The organism is Aminobacter sp. MSH1, from assembly GCF_003071665.1.
Classification (GTDB): Bacteria; Pseudomonadota; Alphaproteobacteria; order Rhizobiales; family Rhizobiaceae; genus Aminobacter; species Aminobacter niigataensis.
On sequence record NZ_CP026265.1, the window covers coordinates 5,128,766 to 5,150,781 of the forward strand.

Below are 22,016 nucleotides of genomic sequence, written 5' to 3' on the forward strand. Positions count from 1 at the left end.
GAATTGGCTTGGCTGCATCTCAAGGATGCAGCACCGTGGGGCTACATCTTCTTGGGCACGTTTCTGGCTGTGATCGTTCTTTTGATGGTCGCTAGCGCGACTGGCTTGATGTCGTCGAAATGGGGGCCGGACGGCGCTTGCGGCCCGCGTGGGATGACGTTGGTGGACGATTGCAGCTAGTTGTCGACCAGTTTTTTCAGAGCCGGCTCGACACCCGGCAGACCGGTGCGCTCTTCGAGATCGAAGCCGCCTTCAAGGATCCAGCGCCAATACGGTAGGGTGTAAAACGGGATCATGCCCGCAGCTCGCCCGACATCGGCGGGCGCTAGATCTAAATCGCCAGCCATGCCCCGAGCCGGGATGCCAAGCAGCTGTGCGGCGTCGGTTCCAAGCTGGAACGATGATCCAAGAAGCGAGCCGAAGGCATCCCTGTTTGCATAGCGTGATGCCGGTTGCCGACCATCCGAGCCCGGAACTGCAACCTGCCCAGCCATCGAAGCCAAATTAAAGAAACCTGGCCCGCCCATCTTCTCAAACACATTGTTGATTTCCATCCCTACCGAAAGAATGCCCGACCGCTCCAAGCCCTCGGCGACCCAGGTGCCCGGGTTGTTTGACAGCGGACGGTTGGATTCCACTTGCTTGAACCAGTAGGCTGCCATCCCGAGGGCTGACATCCCGACCGTGCCCGTGACAAACGAGCCGGGGCCTTCCTGCAATCCGCGCATCAACACGCGCTGGTTGGACGCAATGGCAAAGCTCTTGAACTGGAGCAGCGCACGACCGGGCGGGGTGTGGGCGAACAGCGGCACGTCCGCCACGCTCTTGGTGACGATGACGCTGTCGACGTCTTTGTTGAGACCGCCGGCAAAGGCGCGGCGCGCACCCTCATCGTCCCAACGTTCGATGCCGGGAATGTGGACGTTGCCTTCGACCTGGCCGAACTGGTCGAACTGCCTGGCGATCCGCTCGGCCATGAACTCGTCGATGCCGAGGAAGCCCATGTAGCGGCGCTCATCATCCGCCAGCTTGGCATAGTCGCCGGCCTTCACGTTCTTGATGATACGGTTCTGCACCAGCACAGAGGCAACCGCCTTGTGCATGTCGTTCCAGAACGGCAGCAGCGTCATGCGTGAGAACGTGGCGCCCATATTGTCGATCAGCCGCTCGAATGGCGAGTTCATCGCATAGGGGTCGGCAAGCTCGGCCATGGTCGCGATGCGCGACTGCAATGTCCGCTCGGTCACGGCTCCCATCAGCTTGGCATCGGCGACCGAAAGCTTGATCGCATCGAGATTGGTGATCAGCGGGGCGATGCCTTCGCCCATGTACCGCCCAAGGCCATGCACCATCGCAGGCCGTACGGCATCCGTCAGCGACGAAATCAGCACGCCGCCGAGTTGCCGGATGAAGTTGAACGTCCCGGCAGTGCGAAGGACACGGGCAAAGTTCGTGTGCTGGCTGTCGAGCTTATATTGACCGCGGAGCAGATCGCGGACGCCGGCCAGGTCTTCAACGTCGCTCCGTTCCTGCTTGGTAAGCCGGTCGAGCGCCTTGGTCTTGCCGACCTCGTCCAGATCGGACGCCTGCACCTGTTCGCGCAGGAGGCGGTAATCCTCTTCCAGCCGGCTCAACTGGCCTTGCAGGGTGGGCTTGCCGGGCCCGCCGAGGCGCTTGTCCATGCGCGTCAGTTCGACGTCGGCCGCCATGACCCGCGCATAGCGGCGCCCGATCAACTCGATGTCGTGCTCAAGGAAGTCTTCGACGAGGTGATCGGGAATGTTGAAGGTACGTTCCTTCAGCGGCCCGCGCGCCGACATGGTCATGTCATAGGACGGCATGCCCTGATTGGCGCGACCGGTGAGTTGCGAGAAGATGTCGTCGACGATCCCCTTCACATAGTCGGCCCTATCGTCTGGGGACAGGAATTCAGGGATTTCCTGTTTGACGACCGGCACCATCGGTTCGAGCTTGTCGGCCTTCAGCTTGAGCCCGGCGATGCTGGCCTGCATGCGGTCGAGATCCACCGACTTGGCAGCGAGTTCGGCAAGGATGCTGTCGTTCGCCTGGCCTTCCGCCTCCATACGCTTCAGCGCATCGACACGCTTGCGCAGGGAGCGTTCGGAGAGCTTCGCCTTGAACAGGTCGCGCTTGGTGCTGGCATAGTCGACGACCAGGCTGACACGAGGTGAGGCGTTGGCGAGGTCGCGCACGGCATCAAGCTCGAGTTCCAGATTAGTCAGGCCTTCGCTGAGCGTGCGGGCGTCCATTGCCGAGATGTCGCGCTCGTTGATGATCTTGTCGCTGGCCGTGTCAAATTCGCCCAACTCGCGTTCCAGCCGCGAAATCCGGCTGTCCAGCCCTTCGAGGTTGCCCTCGGCGCCCATGACACGGTCGATGAAGTCGCGAACCTCCTTGACCGATACATTCGGCGACAGGCCCACGTCTTCCAGCCACTTCGCTGCCGTCTTGTCGAGATTGTCGAGCAGTTCGGCCGCAGCCTCTTCGTCCGCCGTGCGCAGCGGTGCGCCGCCGAGTTCATCTCGGATCGCCTCGATGATCGCGCGCGGGTCCACGTAGTCGGAGCCATCGCCTGGCAGGCGGGCAAACATGGCGTCTTCGGCCTGAACGAAGTTGTCGACATCACCGATGCCGCCGTCCTTCTTGAATAGGCCGGGATGCGTCTTCGGCGTGACGTCCATGGTGCGCAATTCGCCGTCGAGCTTCGACCCAACGCGAACGCCGCCCTTGCTACGGATCAGCGCCAGGACCGGGAAGCGCTCGCCATAGGATTGCTTGCGACCTGCAGACCGTTCGGCCTTGCGGACCTCCTTCACGGCGTCGACCATGACGGCGCTTTCGTCCATGTTCCGAAGGCGCTTCACCAGATCGGCCGGCGCGCGCGTCTTCATCACATCGAGGCGCGTCTTGCGCAGCCCTTCCAGGGAAGTGTTCTTGCGGTCGCGGATACCCCGACGCTCATTCAGCCGCTCTTCGAAGCTGTCGAGACGGTCGGTCGCCTTTGTCAGTGCCTCGCGCTGCTTATCGGCATCGACAATCTTGTTGCCGATCCTGATCTCGTCGGCCTTGAATTCGAGGTGCGAAAGCTGCTCGTCGATCCATGGCTTCACGATAGCCTTGAACCGGGCTTCGCCGGCATTCAGCCGCGGCGCGTTCCAGAGGCGTGTCAGGTATGACGTCGCCGTTTTGACGTTCACGTCGGGCGGCAGGAGCCCGGCCTCGATAGCCTGCTCCTTCAGAGGATCGAACAGCGATGAGCGCCAGGCAACCGCAGCTTTCGACACGGCGTCGTTTTCGCCGACGTCACCCCGACGCATGGCCTTGCTGACAGCGGTCCTGAATTCCTCCCGGGTCATGTTGAAGTCGGGAGCCTTGCGTGCTTCGTCGTAGATGCCGCGCATGTCGGTCAGGCCCTTGGTCAGCGCGCCACGGTCCCAATATTTCACGGCGCTTTCGACGGCGAGGTTGCCTTCACCGCGCACATTCTTTTCGAGATAGAAGCCGGTTTCCGCCATGTCGGCCATGATCGATCGATGCACGGCAGACGGGCTATGCGCAGCACGCAGCAGCGGGTTGAGCCGGGCCGTAGCCAGGCCGACACCCTTGGCGCCGCCGGCAATGTCGTAATCTTCCAGCACCGGGCGCTCCACTGCAGCAGCACCCGCGCTCTGACCTTCAGCCAGGCCAGATCGGAACTCGGCCATTGCCTCTCCGCCGTCATCACTGCCGGCCATGGCACGGTCGACAGTAGCGAACGCGGCCTTGCGCTCAGCGGCAGAGAACAGCGCCCCGGCACCGGAGCCGAGCAACGCACCGAGCACCGCGCCTGCACCCAACGACAGGGCGCTTTCGGCCAGCGGGCGGGTTTCCTGCGTGGCCTGCAATGCTATCTCGGACACGCCCGCGCCGAGCGCGCCGGCAATGCCCGTCGAGACCGCAGAACGTGCGATGGTCGCGCCGGTCGTGGCACCACGCACCAAGGCGCCACCAGGGATCAGGGACGGAAGATCCACAACGGCGGCACCGAACTGTGCCGCAATCGAGGTCAGCCCCCCGGCGTCGAGGATGCGGCGGTCCTCTTGCTCCATGTCGATCTGGCCTTTCAGGGCAGTGAAGGCCTTGCGATTGAAGACGTCGGCGAAACGCTGCCAATGCGGCTCGTAGCGCGTGCCCTGAATTTCGCCCCAGAGCACATCGCCCGAAAAGCCATCCTCACGCGATGCCCGGTCAATGCCGGACATCTTGTTGTTCAGCGCGGAGCCGATGACGTTGTCCTGGCGAAAGGCCGCTCCTATCACCGACATGGTGTCAGGATCGAGTTCGGGCTCATCCGTCTGCATGTCGAGCGGACGAAAGGCGCCCAGCGCCGGGCGGTCACCGGGATACTCAATTTGCGGCATCATCACCCCACACGGCGTTGTTGATCGTGCGCTTGCGCGCCATGCCCGGGCTGTCGGGCAGTGTCATCGGATCGATGGTTGCTTCCGGTTCGGCTGGCTTCTCATCCGACTGGCGACGGATCGTGGCCGCCTCAGACCGGCCAAGCTCGCGGGCACCTTCAGCGGCTCGTGCTTTCATCCAGTCAGGACCGACGGTCTCTTCGAGCGCACGGTTGGCAGCAGCCTCGCCAGCGCTTTCGGCAGTGTTGGCCGCGTCATTGCGCCCACGCTCTGCAAGGAAGCGCTCCCTGGCCGCGCCAGAGGCCTTTGCGCTTCGATCCTTGATGGAAGCATCATCGACACCCCACGGAGCGCCGAACACCTCGCCAACCTTCACCTGATCGCCATCGCGGTACTGGTAGAACAGCCGATAGCGCGGGCGCCGGCCTGCCTCGATGTCGGCACGGGTCTTGTCGGTCGCCAGGATCGCGACATTGTCCACCTTGCGGTCGAGCTTTGCGGCGAAGTCGCCGGCCGTCTTCATGGCATCTTCGCGCAGATAGTCGAAGTTGCCGCCAATCGCCGGGTAGTGCTGCTCGGGAGGCAGGCGCATGAGGTTCGCAGAGCCTGACACGCCGCTGATGTTCCAGCGGGTCTTGAGGTCGGCAAGTGCTGCAGCCTTGGCCGCACCAGCATCGCCGCCTGTCTCGTAGAACTTCTCTTCGGCAATCTCTCGGTATTCGGCCAGCAACCCGTTGGCATGCTCGGGGATCACGCCGGCGCCTGGCTCAGAGGCGAACATGCTGGGGTCAAAGGCATCGGTGACTTCCGACAGGGTCAGAGCCTTGGCGAACTTGTCCGCTTCCGGCTTCAACACCTGCTTATTGGCCTTCACGGTTGGGTCAGTCATGCGCAGGATGCGCGCAGCGGCGTCTTCGCCGCCCATGCCCAGGTCGTTGACCATGTGCCGGAACATCGCGAGCTTGTCGCGCGCACCGGCTCCGCCCTCGAAGGCACCGAACGAGACCGGGGCCAGCGCCTCCAGAAGATCGGCCTGAGACATTGCCGCGGCGAACTGGGCCGGATCGGTCGAAGCCACGCCCTGGCGCACCTGAGCTTGAACGCTCTTGGGAATGTATCCCGTAGACCGAACGAAGGTTTCGGTGATGACCTGTGCGGTTTCAGGCGTGGATGCCTTCATCATCGCGTCGTAGGCCTTGTCGCCGTTCTTGCGCTCATCAGCATCGAAGCCGTTCACGGCCGCGCCGGGGTCTTGCGAAACCACCTTGGTGACGAGGTCGCGGACGTCGCCGTCCTCTTTCGTCTTGGTCCGCAGTGCCTTCAGGAGCGTGGCCTTGTCGCCATCGTCGATGTTGGCCATTAGGATTTGCTGATCGCTGACCACCTCGCCGGTCTCAATGCCGAGCGAGAGCGCATCCTTGAAGGCGGTGCGCTGCGCGGTGACCTGCACCTGTGCGTCGCGGTCGGCTTTCTCTTGAGCAGCAACCGCCTTGTCATAGAGGACGGTGCGGTCTTCGAACGACAGGTCGGCATATTGCGGCGCGACTTCGCCGCTCGCCCCGCCCATCTTCTTGTCGGACCAAGCGCGGGTATCGGCGGCCGACTTGCCTGCGAGGAACGAATTCGCCCGCACCACGTCCTGTCCGACGATGCTGCCAATTGGGGCATTCGGGTCAGCCTTGAGAACCTGCACGGCGCCGGCCGAGCCGAGGAAATGGGCCAGATAAAGATTGCCCGGCGTGATCGCCACGCCGCGGTTGGTCAGATACTCGGCATTGTCCCGCGTCAGCGCCGCAGTCATTTCCTTGGCCAGAGGGCCGTTGGTCTTGAGGGCGATGATCTCGGCGGCGCTCTTGCCGGCAGCGATGTCGGGCCGGTGCGCCCTGACAGTTGCCAGCCAAGTGGAGTCTATGAACTGACCGAGCCCGGCCGCCGTAGAGTTCGGGTTTCGGGCTGACGGGTTGCCGCCGCTCTCAACACCGATGATCTTGTTGACGACGACGTCGATTGCATCGCCTGATGAGCCGACGCCGAGCCTGCTTCGTGCCTCCGGCCCGTTCTGGCGCTCGTCAATCGTCCATAGCGCTTCCGCGCGCCGCTTGCGCCACTCTCGCTTCGAAATGTCGACATCGATGGCAGAGCGCCCCGACGAGGCGGCGAGCGCGTCAGCCTCGGCGTCGGCCTCCTTCCACCCATCAGGATTTTCGTTCAGCCGGCCAAGGATGACGTTCTGGCCATCGTCGACCTTGACCTTGGCAACGCGGTCCTTCTCGGCAACGGAGAAGTCCTTCGCCTTGCTGGTGATCGCGCTTTCCAGCCCGAAAAGGCGCTGGTCGTATTCCGGGCGCAGGGCCTCCGGCACCGTGCCTATGAAGTCCTTGGCCGCCTTGAAGTAGCTCTCGCCTGCCGAGGTCTCGAAACCATCGGCGCCCACCGGTGCCTTGATGACGGCATCGGCGAAAGCCTTCTTCTGGGCGTCCTCGAACTGCAGAAAGCGGCTGTGCGTCTCGAACTTCTGCTGATCGTCGACTTCGGCCTTGCGCTTCTTCTCGCCCGCCCGCATGCCGGCCGCCATCGACTGCATGCCCTGGCCGAGCTGCGCCACACCGCGACCGATGGCCGACGTGTCATAGGACGCGATAGGGCGGCCAGAACGACCGCTAGGCGCCGCGCCGAGTTCTTCAGCGCCGGGAAGCTTCAAAGCCATCAGTAATATCCCCCGGCATTCGCCTGTGCCCAAGAGCCGCTATACCGGCCCCGGTATTTGGTGGTGGCACCAGCGCCCCAATCCTTGGAGAATGACCCCACGCCATCCATGAGCGTGCCGGCCGCGCCGAACATGGCGCCGGTCATCGCGGCCTTGCCTTCCATGCGTGAAGCCGCTGCCTGCGCACGGCGGCCCTTGGCGCGCTCATCGCCGCCATAGCGGATCATGCCTTCCTGATAGGCGCCCTCCTGCACAACGTCCCCAGCCAGGTCGAGGACGGTCTCATCCAGCGCGCCGAGGTTGGACGACGAGGCGACGGCCTGCTGTCGTGACAAGATGAAGTCGCGCTCCTTCTTGACCTTTGCGGCCTCACGCTGCGACGCAGCCTTTTCTTCTGCCGCCTGCTGCTCAAGCTGCTGGGCTTGGTATTCGGAAGCGGACTTCTGCGCCGCGCCCGCTGCAAGTGTGCCAGCCGCCGAAACGGCAGTGCCGACCATGCCGAGGATCGCGCTTAGGCCGAGATCTGCCATGACCAGATGTCTCCTTCTTCATGCTGAAAACCGAGACGGCGGAGCCAGTTCGGGGCGGTGGGTTCGTCAGGATCGCAGCGGGCAATGATGCGCTTGTGCTGCTTCTTGGCCGTCTCGATCAGGTCGATGGCCGTCTTGTGCATGGTCTTGCGGAGCGGTCTCGCTTCGTCGCGCAGATTGCAAAAGGCGATGACCTTGCCCTGTGTCAGCCAGAAGCCGGCCACGGCGACCAGCTTGCCGTCGACAAAGCCGGCAATGCCCTTGACGGTCGGCAAATAGCCTTCCTGGCCGTACCAGTCGGCTAGATGCTCATGAGTGAGCGGGACGATTTCCGGGGTCATGCCTTGTCGTGCGTCTCGACGGTGATCACCGCGGCCTGCAACATGCACGGCTTAGGTGCCGTTGCCCGCATGCAAAGCCGGCTGTCGGGCTTCCACTCACCCGGAAACGGCGTTGCCGGCTCTTCGTAGTCGGTGAAGATTTCGTCCAGGTCGACAGGACGGCCCTGATAGAGCCGTGGCAGCTTGTCCATGTTCACGAAGTCCCGGCCGAACTCGATGCCGTCATTGTGCGCCAGGCCTAGGATCACGCCGACATAGTTGACACGCTTGATCTGATTGAGCGCGGTTCCGGCCGCTGCCGCATAGGCCAGCTTGGTCGACTTGTAGAATGCCTGGTATTTGAGCCCGACCATGACATCGGCGTTCGTGACCGTCGATGTCATCGCAATGCCGCCGCCTGTGACCGTGTATTCGCCGCGGTACTTCCCCGCAGCCCACACGACCACCTGCCTGCCTTCGAGGTGCGACAGGCCAGTGACATCGGTGCCGGTGACGTTGGGGATGATGACGAAGCTGTCGGCCTGCTTGTTCATCGTGCCACCGACGCAGTCCGCCTCCATCGCCATCTTTTCGAGATAGCGCTTGGTCTGGCCATTCACGGTGCGGCGGACGCGATAATAGACTTGGTCCTCATCCTCACCGGGGAGCACCGACACGCTTTCGACAGCGCCGTTGTCCGCCATGCGGATGCGCGACCAGCAGGTGACATCCTCAGTCGGCTCATAGGTCAGGAGCACGACGGTTCCATCATCAAGCCAGACGTGAATGCGAGTGTCCGGCTGACGCTGGACGGCAATGCCGACCACATTCGCGCTACCGGTCAGGTCAGGACAGAGCAACGTCAGGTCGCGCGGCACGTAGTCGTAGCTGTCAGTGTCAAAGACCAGCTCGAACAGGCGCTTGCCTGAGCGCTGAGCGAAGACACCTCGGCTGTCCACCTTCGCCGCGTTGGCGCCTTGGCGTGACCCCTGGCTTGAAGGATCTCCGGCTTGCGCGTTCTGCGGCGTCAACGGCTCATCAATGGACGTGGATTTGATCGAGAACTCTGTGCCAGGCGTTCCGACGATCAGGCGACCGAGCGACAGCATGAAGTTGATGGTGTCGACCGGGCCCGCGCCAAGGGTGCGGTTCACAGGTCCGGCATCACCTTCAAAGCTGGGGTCGAAGTTCTCGTAATCGTCTGAGACCGACCCAATGAACCGGGTCTTGCCGGCCCACCAGATGCGGCCCTTGTGCAGGGAAACGGCGCTTGGCCAGCCTTGGCGGTCGGACCAGATGCCTTCTTGCCAGTCGTCGGTGAACTCGCCGACGGCGAAGGGCTGCAAAATCTCGATGTTGGCGCTGGTCGGGGAGCTGTAGCCAACCACCCGACAAATCCCATGCGCACCGTCGCCTCGATAGTCAATCGTGACCTCTGCGGCGCCGGACGTGTAGGCACCCGGCTTGAAGCCGACCCGATACCACTGGATGACATTGTCCAAGGTGGCGCCGGGAGCATGGGCGGTCGTGCCATTGGTTGTGAACGTGACACCAGAGACGTCGATAAAGCCTTGGTCGGGACCGTCATAGGATCGCTGAAGGGTAAGCGTGCCCGCCCAGGTCCCAGCCCGGGTGATGCTGAAGTCGTTGTCCGCTCCAACACCGTTCACGCGCCAGGCACCAGTGAAGGCGCTTTCCGCTCCAAGCTTGAACTTCTGGCTCCGGCCGCCATGAAAGAGACGGAACAAAGCCCCGACGTGCGAGGGCTTGAAAAACGGGATGTCCGACTGGAGCGTCGTATTGCCGGCGTTCGCTCCGGGCTTCAACCTCACACGAGCCGAACGGCCGATATAGAACGGGCCGCTGCTGGGCTGGTAGAGCACGAGCGACCAGCTGTCGGTTGCTCGGCGTTCGATACGTCGCTGCTGATAGCCCTTGCAGGCGAGGAAGACGACGTCGGCCGACTGATCCCACCGGACATAGGGCAGATCAGCGCTTGCCCATGGCACGTCAAGTTCCATCGTGCCAGCAGATGCAACCTGAATGGACGACACCAAGCGGTCGATGTCGCGGTCGCTCTGGAACTGGATCCAGAAGCTGCCCGAGGGCGTGAACGCGAGGCTGTGCGCCCCGGTGCGCAGGGACGTTTCGGCGATGTAGTCATCGTCGCCAGCGGTCGAGCCGCAACGGAACGTCACAGGGCCACGCGAGACAATGATGTTGAGGGCATGGCGCTTGTTGGCATCGCCGCCCGACACAGTGATCTGTCGCCGGCAGACTGCGAGCCCTCCAATGTTCACCGCATTGAGGACCAGCCCCGAGCCGCCGAAGCCCAGCGTCCCGCCGTTGGTTGATGCGTCGGTCCAGTTGGTCGACGTTGCAAAGTTGCCGTTGGAAATCGCGGTCGCGACAGCCACACGCGAGACCAGAACGTCATTGACGCGGACCCGCATCTTGCCGTTGGCGAACTCGATCAGTGCGGTATCGTCGGTTGCCGCGACGAATGGCACGTCAATCGCGAAAGCGTCGTTTCGGCTTGATCCGAGGTAGCTGAAGCCAGGCCGAAGAGCCATCGAGCCGGCAGTCTTCGGCAGCCAGTTTTCCATGACCTCGGCGGAGAGCCTGATGCGGTCGACGTCGACGCGAGCAAGCGCAGCTTTCGAGACGATGCCACGGTTCCAGGCAAGCAGGGGGGCGTTAGTCTTAGGCATCAGCGACGCCCATGTTCACGAGAGAGACCGCCGCCACGGCTGGCGACAAGGCGACCGGTGGGCGGGAACTTGGTCACCGGCTCATTCATCACGTCGCGGTTGGAAGCGGTCTTCCACGCCTCCTTCTTGGCCTTGCTCAGCCGATCCATCTTCTCATTGGAGCCGGTGATTTCCTCGCACGTCGCGACTGCGAGCGATGTCTCGACGTAGGCGACGAAGCTTTCCGGCCAGCGGCCGAGGTCGAGCCCGAAATCAGGATCGCTCGAGATGTAGCGGACGAAGATTGTGTCGATGTCGGCCAGCCAGAAATCGGTGCGGTCATCGTATTCCAGCAGAGGACGCCGGCCGTGCGCGTCAACCGTCATTGCCGCGGTACGCAGCCAGTCGTCGGGCTTATCGAACACGAACTTGAAGCCGATGGTGCTGTCGACGGAAGGACTGGTTTCAGCCTTGCGAAACCGCATTGCGAAGTTCCACAGCCCAGCCTCAAGGCATACCTTCACTGTCTTCGCATAAGCGAAGTCGAGCGCGCGCCGGCCCTTGCCCTCGTCAGTGAGGGCAGAGAGACGCGGTTGGCCCAGGAGGATCAGGGCGCCGTTGTAGAGGCTGAGCTGGTCGGTCATGGATCAGGCCGCCAGTTTGCTGCGCTCGGCGATCCAGGCGGCCGCCTCGTCCTTGGTCTCGAAGCCGTCCTGCAGCACCTTCTTGTCGGTAATGCGCACCGCCTGCCACTTCGACTTGGGGCCGCCCCAGCGCACTTCGTTCTCGGCAGGCTGGTCGATATTGGCCGTGTTCGACAGTGCGGTTGGTTCGATGATGAACGCCACGCGCGCGCCACCAAAGCCACCAGCGCCGACTTCCACGACGAGGACTTCCGCGAACCACGAACGGTCGAATGCAATCACCTCGATACGGTCATCGGGGCGTAACTGGCGGGCGACATGCACCCAGTATTTCGGATCGAGCAGGCTCTCGGGCGTGTCGTCGATGCCAGCGACGATGCGATAGAGCGTGCGCTTGCTTTCGGCCAGCGCGAGGCCGTTGACATGAACGGGCATGGGAAGCTCCAGATTGAAAGGAAAAGGCGGGAGCCGAAGCCCCCGCCGTCTTGGTCGGACCGCTAGTCGGTGTCGGTCGCCGTCAGTGCCGTGCCGTCGGCAAGATCCACAGCCGAAGCCGTGGCGGCATTCACGAACGTCAGCGAAGTGGCCGAAGTGTCGGTGTCGGTGATGATCACCAGGTCACCGGCACGCATGCCGAGCTTGAAGCCGTCGGTGAAGTAGCCCGAGACACGAGCGTCGGAGAGCGCATCGGCGCTGTCGTATTTCCAAATACGACCGCCAACGATGCCCTGGCCGATCAGCTTGGGAGGGTTCGAGGTTGAATAGGCCACTGGTCAGCCCTCCTTACGAGGCAACGATGGCAGAGCCATCGTGGTTGATGACGCAGACGCCGCCGTTCTGAAGGAGCTCGGAGCCCATGAAGCACGTGGTGCGTGCGTACGAGTAATCCTGCTCTTCGTCGTAGCCGACGACCGAGGCGAGAGTGTCCTTGTCGCACGCATGGCCAATGGCCGAGCGGTGGTAGACAAAGCACTTCTCGGCATTGGTGCCGACGCCGGGGACGTCCGGGTGAACCAGCCAGTTGACACCCGCCCAACGCAGAACACGCTTCAGAGGGCCACCGGCAAGCGGGGCCATGTCGACGTAGTCGCGAGAGGTGAAGGTCGTGTCACGCATGAAGTACGTGTACATGGCCGGGGAAATCAGACCCCACATGTTGTCGATTTCCTGAACCGGCACCTTGGCCAGGCCGAGGATGCCGATTGCCTTGGTGACCAGCGTCAGCGAGCCGGTCGCCGCAGCGCCCGTGTCGTTGGTGCCAGTCGCCAGTTCGGTGATGATGTCCGCGTCGATCTTGCGGTTCATCACCTTCAGCGTCGTGTCCTGCATGATGCGCTTCTGGTCGCCCTGCGAGGCGAACACGTTGAAGCTCGTCTTGCGGACCAGGTCGTGCCACTCAACCAGCGTTGCAGTCTTCTGGCTGAGGTTGTCGGCACGGGCCGGGATCAGACCGTTGACGCCGCGCGTGGATGCTTCCGCGCCGCCGCTATCGGCGACAAGGAACTCTGCAGTGTTGCCCTTGCGCACAAATTCCGTCGTCACCGACATGCGCAGCGGGCTTTCACCGGACTCGAAGCCGGCGATGTATTCCTGTCGGTACTGTTTCTGGAAAGCCGTGTCGGCCATGGTTCCAGTCCTTCAATGTGAGGGATCGGAGCCGTAGGCAGGTTGACCGCTGGTCGACGTCGCGGGTTGTCCGGATTGCTCCGGGCCGCTGTGTCGCCCTTCGGGGCTGATTTCGGGCTTGTGTTGGGAGTGCCTGAGACGGAGCCGCTAAGCGGGTTGGCCGTCGGTTGGCAGGTATCAGGCCTTGAGCTTGTCGCGGGCCGTGATCAGTTGACGATAGCGCTCCTGCGCTGCCGCATCCTTGTGCCAGGCAACGCGGTCGTTCCGCATCCTGGTTTCCATCTGAGTGATTTCCGCCTGTATCGTCTGAAGGCCAGTGCCGCCAGGCGTGAGGACGGTAGCCATGGGGTTCTCAGCGACCGCCTTGGCCGCGAAGAAGCGCAGCACGGCAGGGTGATTGCCGATCTTGGAGCCGTCAGCCATGCGACCGCCGAACAGATTGTCGTACAGTTCAGGGTCGACGCTCTCGAAGTAGGGCCGCATCGCTGCGAAGTTGCCGGCATAGTCGCCGCCCCACTCCGACTTGAGCGTGGTCTCGGCCTCTTTCTTGAAGGCAGTGTCCTGCTCTGCCTGCTGGAACTGCACTTCCTCCTGCATGGCGTAGTATTCGTCGACCATGGCCGACATATCGGCCGGCGCCACACCGCTCTTGATTGCACGCTCGGCAAAGGCACTGACCACGGGAAGGTCAGCTTCGCCGATCTGGCGCTTGTCGGGCAGAACGATGGCCTTGACGTAATCCTCGACCTTGTCGGGGATATTGTTCTCCTTGCGGAAGGCCGCCCATTCTTCGTCGGTTGCCTTCTCGCCGGGCTTGCCCTTCGGCTTCACGCCTTCGGATATCTTGCGCTGGGCCTCTTCCTGCGCCTGAAGCAGTGCCTCCGGTGATGCGAAGCGCTTCAGACGATCCAGGCGCTTGGCGTCATCCTTGGCCAGCTTCTCGCGCCAATCGTCGCCCCATGGGCCAGCCTGTTCGGCGGCTGGGGCCGGCTTGACCTCTTCGGTGGGAGCCGGCTCGGGGTTAGGCTGCTGCTGTGCTGCCGGGGCCGGCGAAGGCGCTGGGGCAGGCACCGGTGCGGGTGCGGGTGCAGGAGCGGGGTTTTCGGCTGATGCCGCGCCCGCTGCGAGCGTGTCTTCCGACATTGCTTATCCTTTCGGGAGGTCAGGTTTGAGATCGGAGATGGAAACGTTGATCAGCTTGACCAGTTGAAGCCCGACGTTGCGGCGCCCGGCGAGATAGTCGCTCGCATCGGGAGCGCCAGGCACGAAGGTCTCGTCATACGTGCTGGCTGCTTGGGTGATGATCCAGTTCATGCAGGCCATCTGCTGACTAGGCGTGGCATTGCCAGCAGCGACCGCCTTGACGGCTTCCGCAATGGCCACCGTGTAGACCGCTGGCGCGATGGGGTTGCGCCTCATGCGGCACCCGCCAGCGCCTTGACCATCGGAGCGGCCTTGTTGGCGACTTCGGCGGCACCACCAACGTCAGCGGCCATCGCTGCGGCCTGTTGTTCCTGCTGCATTTGCTCCACGGCGGCGGCCAGGCGCTTTTCATCGTTCAGCCAGCTTTCCGGCCAGCCGATCCGGCGCAGCATGTCCTTGACGATTTCCATGGGGTTGGCGAGCTTGGCCACGGTCGGGTCGAAGCTGGCGCCGGCCGATATGATCTCCATGCCTTCCGAGAGCTTTGCCTTAAGCGTGTCGCCTTCCAGATCGGTGATCGGCGACTTGAAGGAGAACTCGACACCGGCACCTTGGAGCGAAGGCGGGATTTCGTTCGCCGGGAATGCACCCAGCGACCGCATCACTGCGAACGTCTCGGAACATAGCGGCTCTGAATATTCGGCCTCGATCGGTCCGAAGATCGGGATTTGCGAGCGCATCTGCTGCTCGACAATCTTGCGGACCTCATAGGCCGTCTTGCCGCTGGTCTCAGGCAGGCTGATCTTGTCCAGCATGAAGCCAAGGCGCTGGCGCATGGCGAAGCGTTCCGCCATGTCCTGTCCGAACGGGAGGCTAGAGGGGTCGCTGTTGACCGGGCGCAGCGCCTCGCCCAAGCGCTCATCATATTCGGCATCGATCCATGTGATGCCACCAGCATAGAGCCCGATATCACCACGCACGGCATCGAGCGTGGCGACCATGGCAGGGTCGACCGCCTTCTCTCCGGCTTCGAGCAAGATCCGTTCGATTGTCTGCGACGTGCGGCCATCAGCCAGGACGATGGAGGTGAAAGGCGAGGCGCCGTACTGCGTGCCGTCGACAGAGAGGCCACGAGGGATGACATAGCCGCGATAGGTGCGAGGGATGTTCTCCAGCACCTCGCCATGATCGGGCATGACCCACAGCGACACATACGGCTGATCGGCGCGCACCTTGTAGCCGACATCATAGGCGTTGGACGGCACCACCACATGACGCACCTTGGCCGTGGCGTAGGGGTTCTTCTCGGCATCCTTGCGGAGGGCTTCGGGAACCTTGTCGCCGAACTTGGCAACCAGATTGCTCAGGGTCGACGTGTCATTCCGGTGAATGTCGGTGACGGCGCCCTTGAAGTCCTGCGACCAGGCGCAATCGCGCAGATGCCAGTTGCGATAGAACAAGTTGCGCCGGTCGGGCGCTGCACAGACCTCGACGACACCTTGGCCGAACGTCACGAAGTCGTGGTCGCCTGCCACCGTTGCCCGGTAAAGCTGTGCTCCCGTCGAGTACATGACACTGCGCTGCAGCTTGGTCGCGTATTCCAGCCAACCACGCGCATCGCCGTCCTTGTTCCTGGCATCATCCAGCGCCTTGATGCTGAAGAAGTCCTGCGGCCGCATCATCGGCTGGAACAGGTTGCCCATCTCCCGGCGATACAGAGCACCATCGGACGAGAACGAGCCCGACGCATAGTCAGCCCCCATCGTCATCGGCGACGTGAACGAAGCCCGCTCATAGTAGAAGTGCTCGGCCAACTCCTGCCACAGGCAGAGCAGGCCCACCCGTTCCGTGAACAGGCGATTGCCGTTCTCGATGACAGTCTGAATTGCAGGAGAGAGCGCCATCAGGCTTAGGCCCCGAGCTTGCCGGTCGATCCCATCAGGTTTTCCGACATGATGGTGCTGTCGCGCCCGCCACGCTGGCGCTGCTCAGCAATCTTGCGGCGGCGCTCGGCCAGGATTGCAGGGTCTTCAGGATCGGGCATTCGGGTCGCAGCCTCGACCTTCGGCATTTTCGGCTTGAACAGATTGGCCATGACAGGCTCCTTTCAGAACATCAGGGAGAAGAAGGCGACGGCAGTGGTCAGCCACGAGGCAACCGCAAGCGTCTTGGCGACGGTCTCACCCACCTCGTTGAGTTCGAGGTCGCACAGTTCCTCGCAGACGAACGCCAATGCGCAGGTTGCGGCCACCATCATAACCGCGAACGGCTCATTCCAAGCGATGCCGGCAGCGGCCAGGACGAGCATCAGCACTGCCCCAGCGGTGTTCTGGTTCATCGTCTTCCACCCTTGTGTTTGGCGTAGCCGAGAGTGACCTGAGGCAAGGACCGACCGTTCGGGCCATCGTCGCGGCGGGTTAGCGAGGGGAACAAGTGCGCCAGACCCCAGATCATCGCGTCTGCCCGATCAGGTGAGCGAGAGCCGACATAACCGGCTGTCGTCATGGCGCAGAGCTGGTCCTCGAGATCAGGGAACAGGCCGACCAGTGAGACCTTTTGCTGTTCGAACAGGACGGACACAGGCTCAGCCCGCACCACCTTGCCCCGGCTGGCCTTCACTGCCCGATATGGAACCGTGATGCCCTTGAGGGCAGCGGCCGAGCGGACAATCTCGGCGACCATCGCCCCGCCGAAGTTCTCTTCTGCCACCACACAGTCAGCATCATGCCGCTCATAGGCGGAGACGACAGCCTGTCCCCATTGAGCAGGAGCCATGCGGCCCGAGAGGTCTTCGAGGATGTAACCCCGGCCATCCTTGCCGAGACCACAGACGACTATGCCGACCTCATCCGAGCGCTTGTCTTCCTCGCCGGCAACACCAGACGGATCGACTGCGACGACGATGCGCACCATTTCCGGCACCTTGCCGTCGACGATGCGTTGCTGATCGAGCAGTTCCAGCGTCCAGAGGGCACTATCGGAGACATCAGCGAACTGGCCGAGCAGGAAGCGGCGGCGCATGGCCTCGCCCATGTTCTGCAGCTCTTCCAGATAGGTCGCCGGCAGATTGTCCATGTTGTCGGCTGGGTTCATCACCAGCGCGGCGAAGTTATTGGGGTTGGCCAGTGCTGACTTGCGGTCAGGATCGCGCTTTTCGATGAAGAGCCGATACGTCCAGTGCGCCATGCCTGGCGGGTTGCAGTCGTAGTAGGCCTTGAGCCGAAGCGGCGTGTTCTGCGCCAGGCGCGTCATCGCCATGTTGCGGGACGCATAGGGGATCTGGCTGCACTCGTTCAGGTACATCGTCGCGTATTCTTGCCCGAGGATTTTTTCGGTACGCTCTTTGTCGTCGAGGCCGCCAAACCAGATTTCAGACCACCGACCCGCTCCGCTGTTAGGCGTGCTGTCGCTGGTCGGGACAGCGTAGAACCAGTCTGTCTTATCGAGGTGGCAGTGAGTTGCCGTGCCCGGAAAGCACAGGTCCATGACCTTGGGCAGCGTATCGAGGATGATAGACGCCTTGATGTGATTGAAGCGGTAGCGAAGCATCGCGTGCCGGCTTCTGTGGGCCATCGCCCGGATCATCGTCCCGCGCACGAACCCGAATGTCTTGCCCGAGCGCGACCCGCCATAGGCCATGACGTGGGTTGCAGCCGACCCCATCAGGTCGAGTTGCTTGTCCTGCTTGACGCTGAGCTTGAACGTCACAGGATCGAGGCGTCCCGGCCTGCAATGACCACTTGCACCGACACACCAACGCCGCCCGCCTTATCCTCATCGAGCAGCTTGTGCAGCTTTGCCTTGCCCATGATCGCGGACACGGCAGCAGAGGCGCCTTTCTCATCCTTCATGGCGTGCGCGCGGGCTTCTTCCAGCTCTTGCGTCAGCGTGCCGATGGACACCATCGTTAGGTCGCGGGCTTCCTGCTGAAGTTCCTTGACCCTTGCGGACACCTTGGGGTTGGCGAGCAGTCGGCTTGCCTCGCTCCATACCGTCTCCGGCTTGGTGTCAGCGCCTACATCATGCGAGCGCCGATAGGCTTCCGAGGCATTGCCTGTCTCGACATATGCGAGTGCGAACCCCTCCTGCTTGACAGTAAGATCAGACATTGGTTCGCTCAGCGCGCTCCATTATTGGAACCTGCCAGGGCTCAGTGGGTTGAGGCAGAAGGAATGGAATTGAGATGAGCGAGACGAAGCCAATCGTCGGCTATGCGGTTTACCCGCCACCGTTCCCCGGTCTGCCGTATCTCGCCGTAACCTTTCTGCCGGACGGCAAGGTTGAGGCGCGGCGGTTCGAGAGTGGAGAGGCGGCAGCGTCCTATGCTGACGAGCTTGCTAAGGGGCGCAGACCGCAATCGACCAAGCATTGAAGCGGTTAGACATCGCCGTCCCTGTATTCCAGCAGGCGGTGCTTCAGGCGTTCATTGGCGCCGATCAGGGTTGCGATGTTGTCGCCGGGCTCGAATGCCGTCTGGGTGAAGCCCTCGTTGTCGACTGCTGCAATGGCAATGCCGAGCAGTTCGCCGCGCTCGGCAATCTCCAGCATGTTCTTGAGGGTTTTGATGACGCCGTCACGATGCTCTTGCGTCTTGGGGACGAGATGGACGACTAGCGGGTCTGGCTTGGCTTCCATTTGCGCGATACCTTTCAGGACCAACCAGGGGGAGGCGCGCCATATGGGAGACCGGGAGAATGCGCGTTCGGGGAGGAGGGATGCGATGGACTTCACCCAAGCCAAGCGGGAAGTGCTGACTAGATGGCTGGCACTGCCCGAGCATGAGCGGAAGGCAAAGACCCTCAATGAAGTCGCCAGCTTCGCCATGAAGTTGGGGCAAGAAATGCGTTTCGCCGTGGGTGAAGGCGTAGACCGTGACGAGATCATCAACGGCTGGCTGCAAGCCGAATGGCGTGCAAGCAGGCGCAAGCCATGATTTCCCGAAGCGAACCTTAGGAAGGGACGAATGGCAAACCGCTTACGCTATAGGTACGACCCAGAGAGCGTACTGACGCAGGTCTTGATCATCTGGCCCCAGAATCGTGCCGAGCATTTCGTCTATTGCCCGCCAGTCGGCGATGAACTCCCATGGATCCAGGAGTTTGCAGACTATGACGAGGCAATAGGTGTCGCATCACATCTGATAGCGAAGACTGGGCAGCGACATGTCCAGCTCACACGCGACAGTGTTACTTGGTGGCTTACTGGGCTGAAGCGAGTAGACTGAACTCCGGGCGCATTTCCCCTGTGGCCGGGGTGGCGATCTGCCCCGCATTGCTCCGGCGTGTGACTCTCAGGCCCCGCACAGACGAGCAAATCGCCAAATCATTACGGCCCCGAAATTAACCTGCCTGCCCAAGGATTACAAGAGGGGCCTTCACGGCCACTTCCCGACCGAACATCTGCAGCATCATGATGACGTGTTCGTCGGTTGAGGCAGAGACAGGCCCATGCAGGCCGGCAAGCGCGCCGCTGATCACCTTGACCGAGGAACCGGCTTCCATCCGCCCATGTACCCGCATCTCGTCGTACTCACCGGTTTCCTGCTTCGCCCGGATCGCCTGCACTGTTGCATCAGGGATAGGCACCGGCTCGCCGTTGTTGGAGCGCAAGACACAATCGACGCTCTCGCAGTCCAGCACGCGCGGCCAGTGATCCGACGCCAGCACGAACAGGTAGCCGGTCAGCAGCGAGAAATACTTGACCGACCAGCGCTTGTGCCGGGCGTGTTTGTATTCCTTGCGGAACCGCGGCACGTAGACCACCTGGCCAAAACCGGCGATTTCCTCTGCTGCCTTGAGTTCCAGTGACGGTCGCGCGCGGACGACGTACCAGCGTACCGTGTCGGTGGCTTGCTTCATTTGGCTTCCTTCGTCGACAGATATTCGGCGGGATCTATGCGGCGGCCTTCAGAGGCAGGGCCGAAGGTCCCAAGCTTGTTCTGCTGGTATTTGTCCCAATCCTTCGGACGATATCCGCGAAGGCTGAGAAGTGACTGAAGATGCAGCAAGGCTGGGAAGCATGGGCGGCCCCGTTTAGGCATCCGCACCTTTCGCCGACCGAGCACCGTCCCGAGATAGAGCGCCTGGCGCTCGGTCTTGAGGTGGTCGACATCAACGCCTTGCTTGGCGAGCCAGTCGCGCAGACCGCCCAACTCGTCAGGCATAATGTAGTGGGCCTCAGGTTTCATGCTCCGTCCTTACTGCCAAGCGTGGCGTAGCTGTCGGGATAGTCACGGAAGCGTCGGTCGGCGCCGATGAACTCGAACTTGACAGAGCCTGGCCGACCGCAAATCGGCTGGCGCCTGATCTTTTTGGAGATGACGAAGGTGGTTTCGTTCTCGTAGTCCCGATACACGACCAAACCCGCATCGGCCTTGTTACGCCAGTGCGCACTGCCGGCCAGGTCGTACAGGCTGGGGACCGGGTCTTTCCCGTCTTCGCCGGGTTTCAGTTTGGTCGGGTGAATGACCATCCAGACCGTGCACTCATGGTGCTTGGCAAAACGCTTGCACTTCGAGATCAACTGCGAAACGAATTCTGTCTCCGTCAGTTTTTCCGGCCGCGATGCTTCGATCTCGTTGTAGGGATCGAAGACGACGTTCTTGACGCCATAGCGGATCACCGCGGCTCGCGCCCGCTCCAAAAGCCAGTCTATGGAGGGGGTATGCTCTACAGCACCAAGCAGATAGATGCGCTCGTTGAGCCACGTCATGGCGTCCAACACATCCTGCTTTGTCAGCCTCGGCGTCGGCCCGTCATGAAAGGGTCCGCCGGCCCAGATTTCGCATAGGTCGGCGATGTGGTTTGCCTCGCCGGTTTCTGGCGAGAACATGGCCCATTTCTCGTTTCGCAGCCGGGCGGTCTGCACTGCGATCTGGTCGATGACGCGCGACTTGCCGTGGTTCGGAACGCCGGTAACGGCAATGAATTGCCCTGGAATGTATTTGAAGGCCTTGTCGAGTTCGTAAAACCCGGTGGTCAACGGCTGGGGACCTTTGCCGTCATAGAGATCCATGACGCTCAGCGAGAACGCTTCGACGTCGTGCAGACCGTCAATCGGCCACGGCTCGGCATTCGCGATGCACTCGCGCAGAACGTCCGCGCCATGGCTGCTCAGGCATTCGTTGGCGTCTTTGCACTGGACATCGCCGAGTGTCGGCATGCGCACCCGGAAGCAGCGATCACGGCCAACGCGCTTGGCTATCTCTTGGGCCAGTAGCTCGCCCGGCTCATCCATGTCGGTGGCGATCAGCACACGCCTGACCTTGGAGATTGCCTCCCAGTGCGTCCCGAACGGCTCATAGCGCTTGTCGCTGGTCTCAGGGCCAGACGGCGCCCCATTGGGCAGCGAAACCACGTGTTCGAATCCAGCGTCGGCGAATGACATCACGTCGACCTCGCCTTCGCAGACGATCAAATCCTCGCCTTCTTCAATCCTGTCTGCATTGAAGAAGGTCGGCTCCGGGTCCTTTTCCTGCCGGAAGTGCTTCTCGGCGGTGCGGTACTTCACGTTTCGCAACTGCCCGGCCCACTCGTAGGGGAAGGCGATGCAATCTTCCTCGCGTTCCGTCTGAGGGAACCACTGCCGGGTTTTGTAGACCCCGAACCTCTCGACAGTGGCCGCCGAAATCCCGCGCTTCTCGAACCAGGCGACCAGCGTGTCCGGTCTCTGCGGCTGCTGCACGCGCTCGGGTTTGCGGTAAGTCCGACGCTCGACTGCCGGCCTGTAGCCTTCGCCACCTGTGGCGCCGCTCCAGCCGCAATGGTGGCAGTTCCAAACTGCACGACCATCGGCCTCGACCGTGACAGACAGGCAGGGGTCAGCTTTCTTGCGCCGAGTGCTGGAGCAGTTCGGACATGTCGTCTTGTGGCTTCCGGTCTTGTCGTCCCGGAGGCGAATGCCGTGCTCGGAAAGGGCTGCGCGAACGTCCGCCAT

Annotated in this window: 22 protein-coding genes; 2 read left to right on the forward strand and 20 right to left on the reverse strand. The window is 62.3% G+C overall.

Annotation, left to right across the window (positions count from 1 at the left end):
- Positions 1-176: 176 nt before the first annotated feature.
- From CO731_RS25450 to CO731_RS25525, 16 genes are all read right to left on the reverse strand, one after another.
- Entirely contained in the window at positions 177-4,421 is a 4,245-nt protein-coding gene (locus CO731_RS25450) for a hypothetical protein (protein WP_159091729.1), read from the reverse strand.
- Positions 4,408-7,128, reverse strand: coding sequence for a lytic transglycosylase domain-containing protein (locus tag CO731_RS25455; RefSeq protein WP_108609390.1), 2,721 nt, complete (start codon positions 7,126-7,128; stop codon positions 4,408-4,410). The genes CO731_RS25450 and CO731_RS25455 overlap by 14 nt, the downstream gene beginning before the upstream one ends.
- Positions 7,128-7,658, reverse strand: a complete 531-nt coding sequence (locus CO731_RS25460; RefSeq protein WP_108609391.1) for a hypothetical protein — start codon at positions 7,656-7,658, stop codon at positions 7,128-7,130. Before CO731_RS25460 ends, CO731_RS25455 begins: the two co-directional genes overlap by 1 nt.
- Positions 7,640-7,999 carry a hypothetical protein gene (locus CO731_RS25465; RefSeq protein ID WP_108609392.1) on the reverse strand — a complete coding sequence of 120 codons (360 nt, stop codon included), beginning with the start codon at positions 7,997-7,999 and terminating at the stop codon, positions 7,640-7,642. Before CO731_RS25465 ends, CO731_RS25460 begins: the two co-directional genes overlap by 19 nt.
- The gene (locus CO731_RS25470) at positions 7,996-10,689 is read right to left on the reverse strand and encodes a hypothetical protein (protein WP_108679484.1); all 2,694 of its coding nucleotides are present in this window, start codon (positions 10,687-10,689) and stop codon (positions 7,996-7,998) included. Before CO731_RS25470 ends, CO731_RS25465 begins: the two co-directional genes overlap by 4 nt.
- Positions 10,689-11,312, reverse strand: coding sequence for a hypothetical protein (locus CO731_RS25475; RefSeq protein ID WP_108609394.1), 624 nt, complete (start codon positions 11,310-11,312; stop codon positions 10,689-10,691). The genes CO731_RS25470 and CO731_RS25475 overlap by 1 nt, the downstream gene beginning before the upstream one ends.
- Before the next feature lie 3 nt (positions 11,313-11,315).
- Complete coding sequence (locus CO731_RS25480) at positions 11,316-11,747, reverse strand: hypothetical protein (protein ID WP_108609395.1); 432 nt, start codon at positions 11,745-11,747, stop codon at positions 11,316-11,318.
- A gap of 62 nt (positions 11,748-11,809) precedes the next feature.
- Positions 11,810-12,082: a hypothetical protein gene (locus CO731_RS25485; RefSeq protein WP_108609396.1), complete on the reverse strand. Its 273-nt coding sequence runs from the start codon at positions 12,080-12,082 to the stop codon at positions 11,810-11,812.
- A gap of 13 nt (positions 12,083-12,095) precedes the next feature.
- Positions 12,096-12,938, reverse strand: a complete 843-nt coding sequence (locus CO731_RS25490; protein ID WP_108606076.1) for a phage capsid protein — start codon at positions 12,936-12,938, stop codon at positions 12,096-12,098.
- 177 nt (positions 12,939-13,115) lie between these two features.
- A complete protein-coding gene (locus CO731_RS29135; RefSeq protein ID WP_199914521.1) occupies positions 13,116-14,081 on the reverse strand; it encodes a hypothetical protein in 966 nt (321 codons plus the stop codon).
- Between the two features lie 3 nt (positions 14,082-14,084).
- Positions 14,085-14,357, reverse strand: coding sequence for a hypothetical protein (locus CO731_RS25500; RefSeq protein ID WP_108609398.1), 273 nt, complete (start codon positions 14,355-14,357; stop codon positions 14,085-14,087).
- Positions 14,354-15,985 (reverse strand): portal protein, encoded by a 1,632-nt coding sequence (locus tag CO731_RS25505; protein ID WP_108609399.1) that lies wholly within the window; start codon positions 15,983-15,985, stop codon positions 14,354-14,356. The genes CO731_RS25500 and CO731_RS25505 overlap by 4 nt, the downstream gene beginning before the upstream one ends.
- 5 nt (positions 15,986-15,990) lie before the next feature.
- Entirely contained in the window at positions 15,991-16,176 is a 186-nt protein-coding gene (locus tag CO731_RS25510; protein WP_108606079.1) for a hypothetical protein, read from the reverse strand.
- Between the two features lie 12 nt (positions 16,177-16,188).
- A complete protein-coding gene (locus CO731_RS25515; RefSeq protein WP_108609400.1) occupies positions 16,189-16,419 on the reverse strand; it encodes a hypothetical protein in 231 nt (76 codons plus the stop codon).
- Positions 16,416-17,789 (reverse strand): phage terminase large subunit, encoded by a 1,374-nt coding sequence (locus tag CO731_RS25520; RefSeq protein WP_245439531.1) that lies wholly within the window; start codon positions 17,787-17,789, stop codon positions 16,416-16,418. Before CO731_RS25520 ends, CO731_RS25515 begins: the two co-directional genes overlap by 4 nt.
- The gene (locus CO731_RS25525; protein ID WP_108609401.1) at positions 17,786-18,190 is read right to left on the reverse strand and encodes a terminase small subunit; all 405 of its coding nucleotides are present in this window, start codon (positions 18,188-18,190) and stop codon (positions 17,786-17,788) included. Before CO731_RS25525 ends, CO731_RS25520 begins: the two co-directional genes overlap by 4 nt.
- 74 nt (positions 18,191-18,264) lie before the next feature.
- On the opposite strand from CO731_RS25525, the gene CO731_RS25530 reads away from it, so the two are divergent.
- Positions 18,265-18,453: a hypothetical protein gene (locus tag CO731_RS25530; RefSeq protein WP_108606083.1), complete on the forward strand. Its 189-nt coding sequence runs from the start codon at positions 18,265-18,267 to the stop codon at positions 18,451-18,453.
- Between the two features lie 5 nt (positions 18,454-18,458).
- Here CO731_RS25530 and CO731_RS25535 read toward each other — a convergent pair whose 3' ends face one another.
- Entirely contained in the window at positions 18,459-18,716 is a 258-nt protein-coding gene (locus CO731_RS25535) for a hypothetical protein (protein WP_108606084.1), read from the reverse strand.
- Positions 18,717-18,801: 85 nt separating this feature from the next.
- On the opposite strand from CO731_RS25535, the gene CO731_RS25540 reads away from it, so the two are divergent.
- Positions 18,802-19,014, forward strand: coding sequence for a hypothetical protein (locus CO731_RS25540; protein ID WP_108609402.1), 213 nt, complete (start codon positions 18,802-18,804; stop codon positions 19,012-19,014).
- Between the two features lie 406 nt (positions 19,015-19,420).
- On the opposite strand, the gene CO731_RS25550 is transcribed toward CO731_RS25540, so the two are convergent.
- Genes CO731_RS25550 through CO731_RS25560 form a run of 3 tightly spaced genes read right to left on the reverse strand, consistent with a single transcriptional unit; the run spans position 19,421 to position 22,016 of the window.
- Complete coding sequence (locus CO731_RS25550) at positions 19,421-19,939, reverse strand: transcription termination/antitermination NusG family protein (RefSeq protein ID WP_108609403.1); 519 nt, start codon at positions 19,937-19,939, stop codon at positions 19,421-19,423.
- Entirely contained in the window at positions 19,936-20,268 is a 333-nt protein-coding gene (locus CO731_RS25555) for a hypothetical protein (RefSeq protein ID WP_159091730.1), read from the reverse strand. Before CO731_RS25555 ends, CO731_RS25550 begins: the two co-directional genes overlap by 4 nt.
- The gene (locus CO731_RS25560; protein ID WP_108609405.1) at positions 20,265-22,016 is read right to left on the reverse strand and encodes a bifunctional DNA primase/helicase; all 1,752 of its coding nucleotides are present in this window, start codon (positions 22,014-22,016) and stop codon (positions 20,265-20,267) included. Before CO731_RS25560 ends, CO731_RS25555 begins: the two co-directional genes overlap by 4 nt.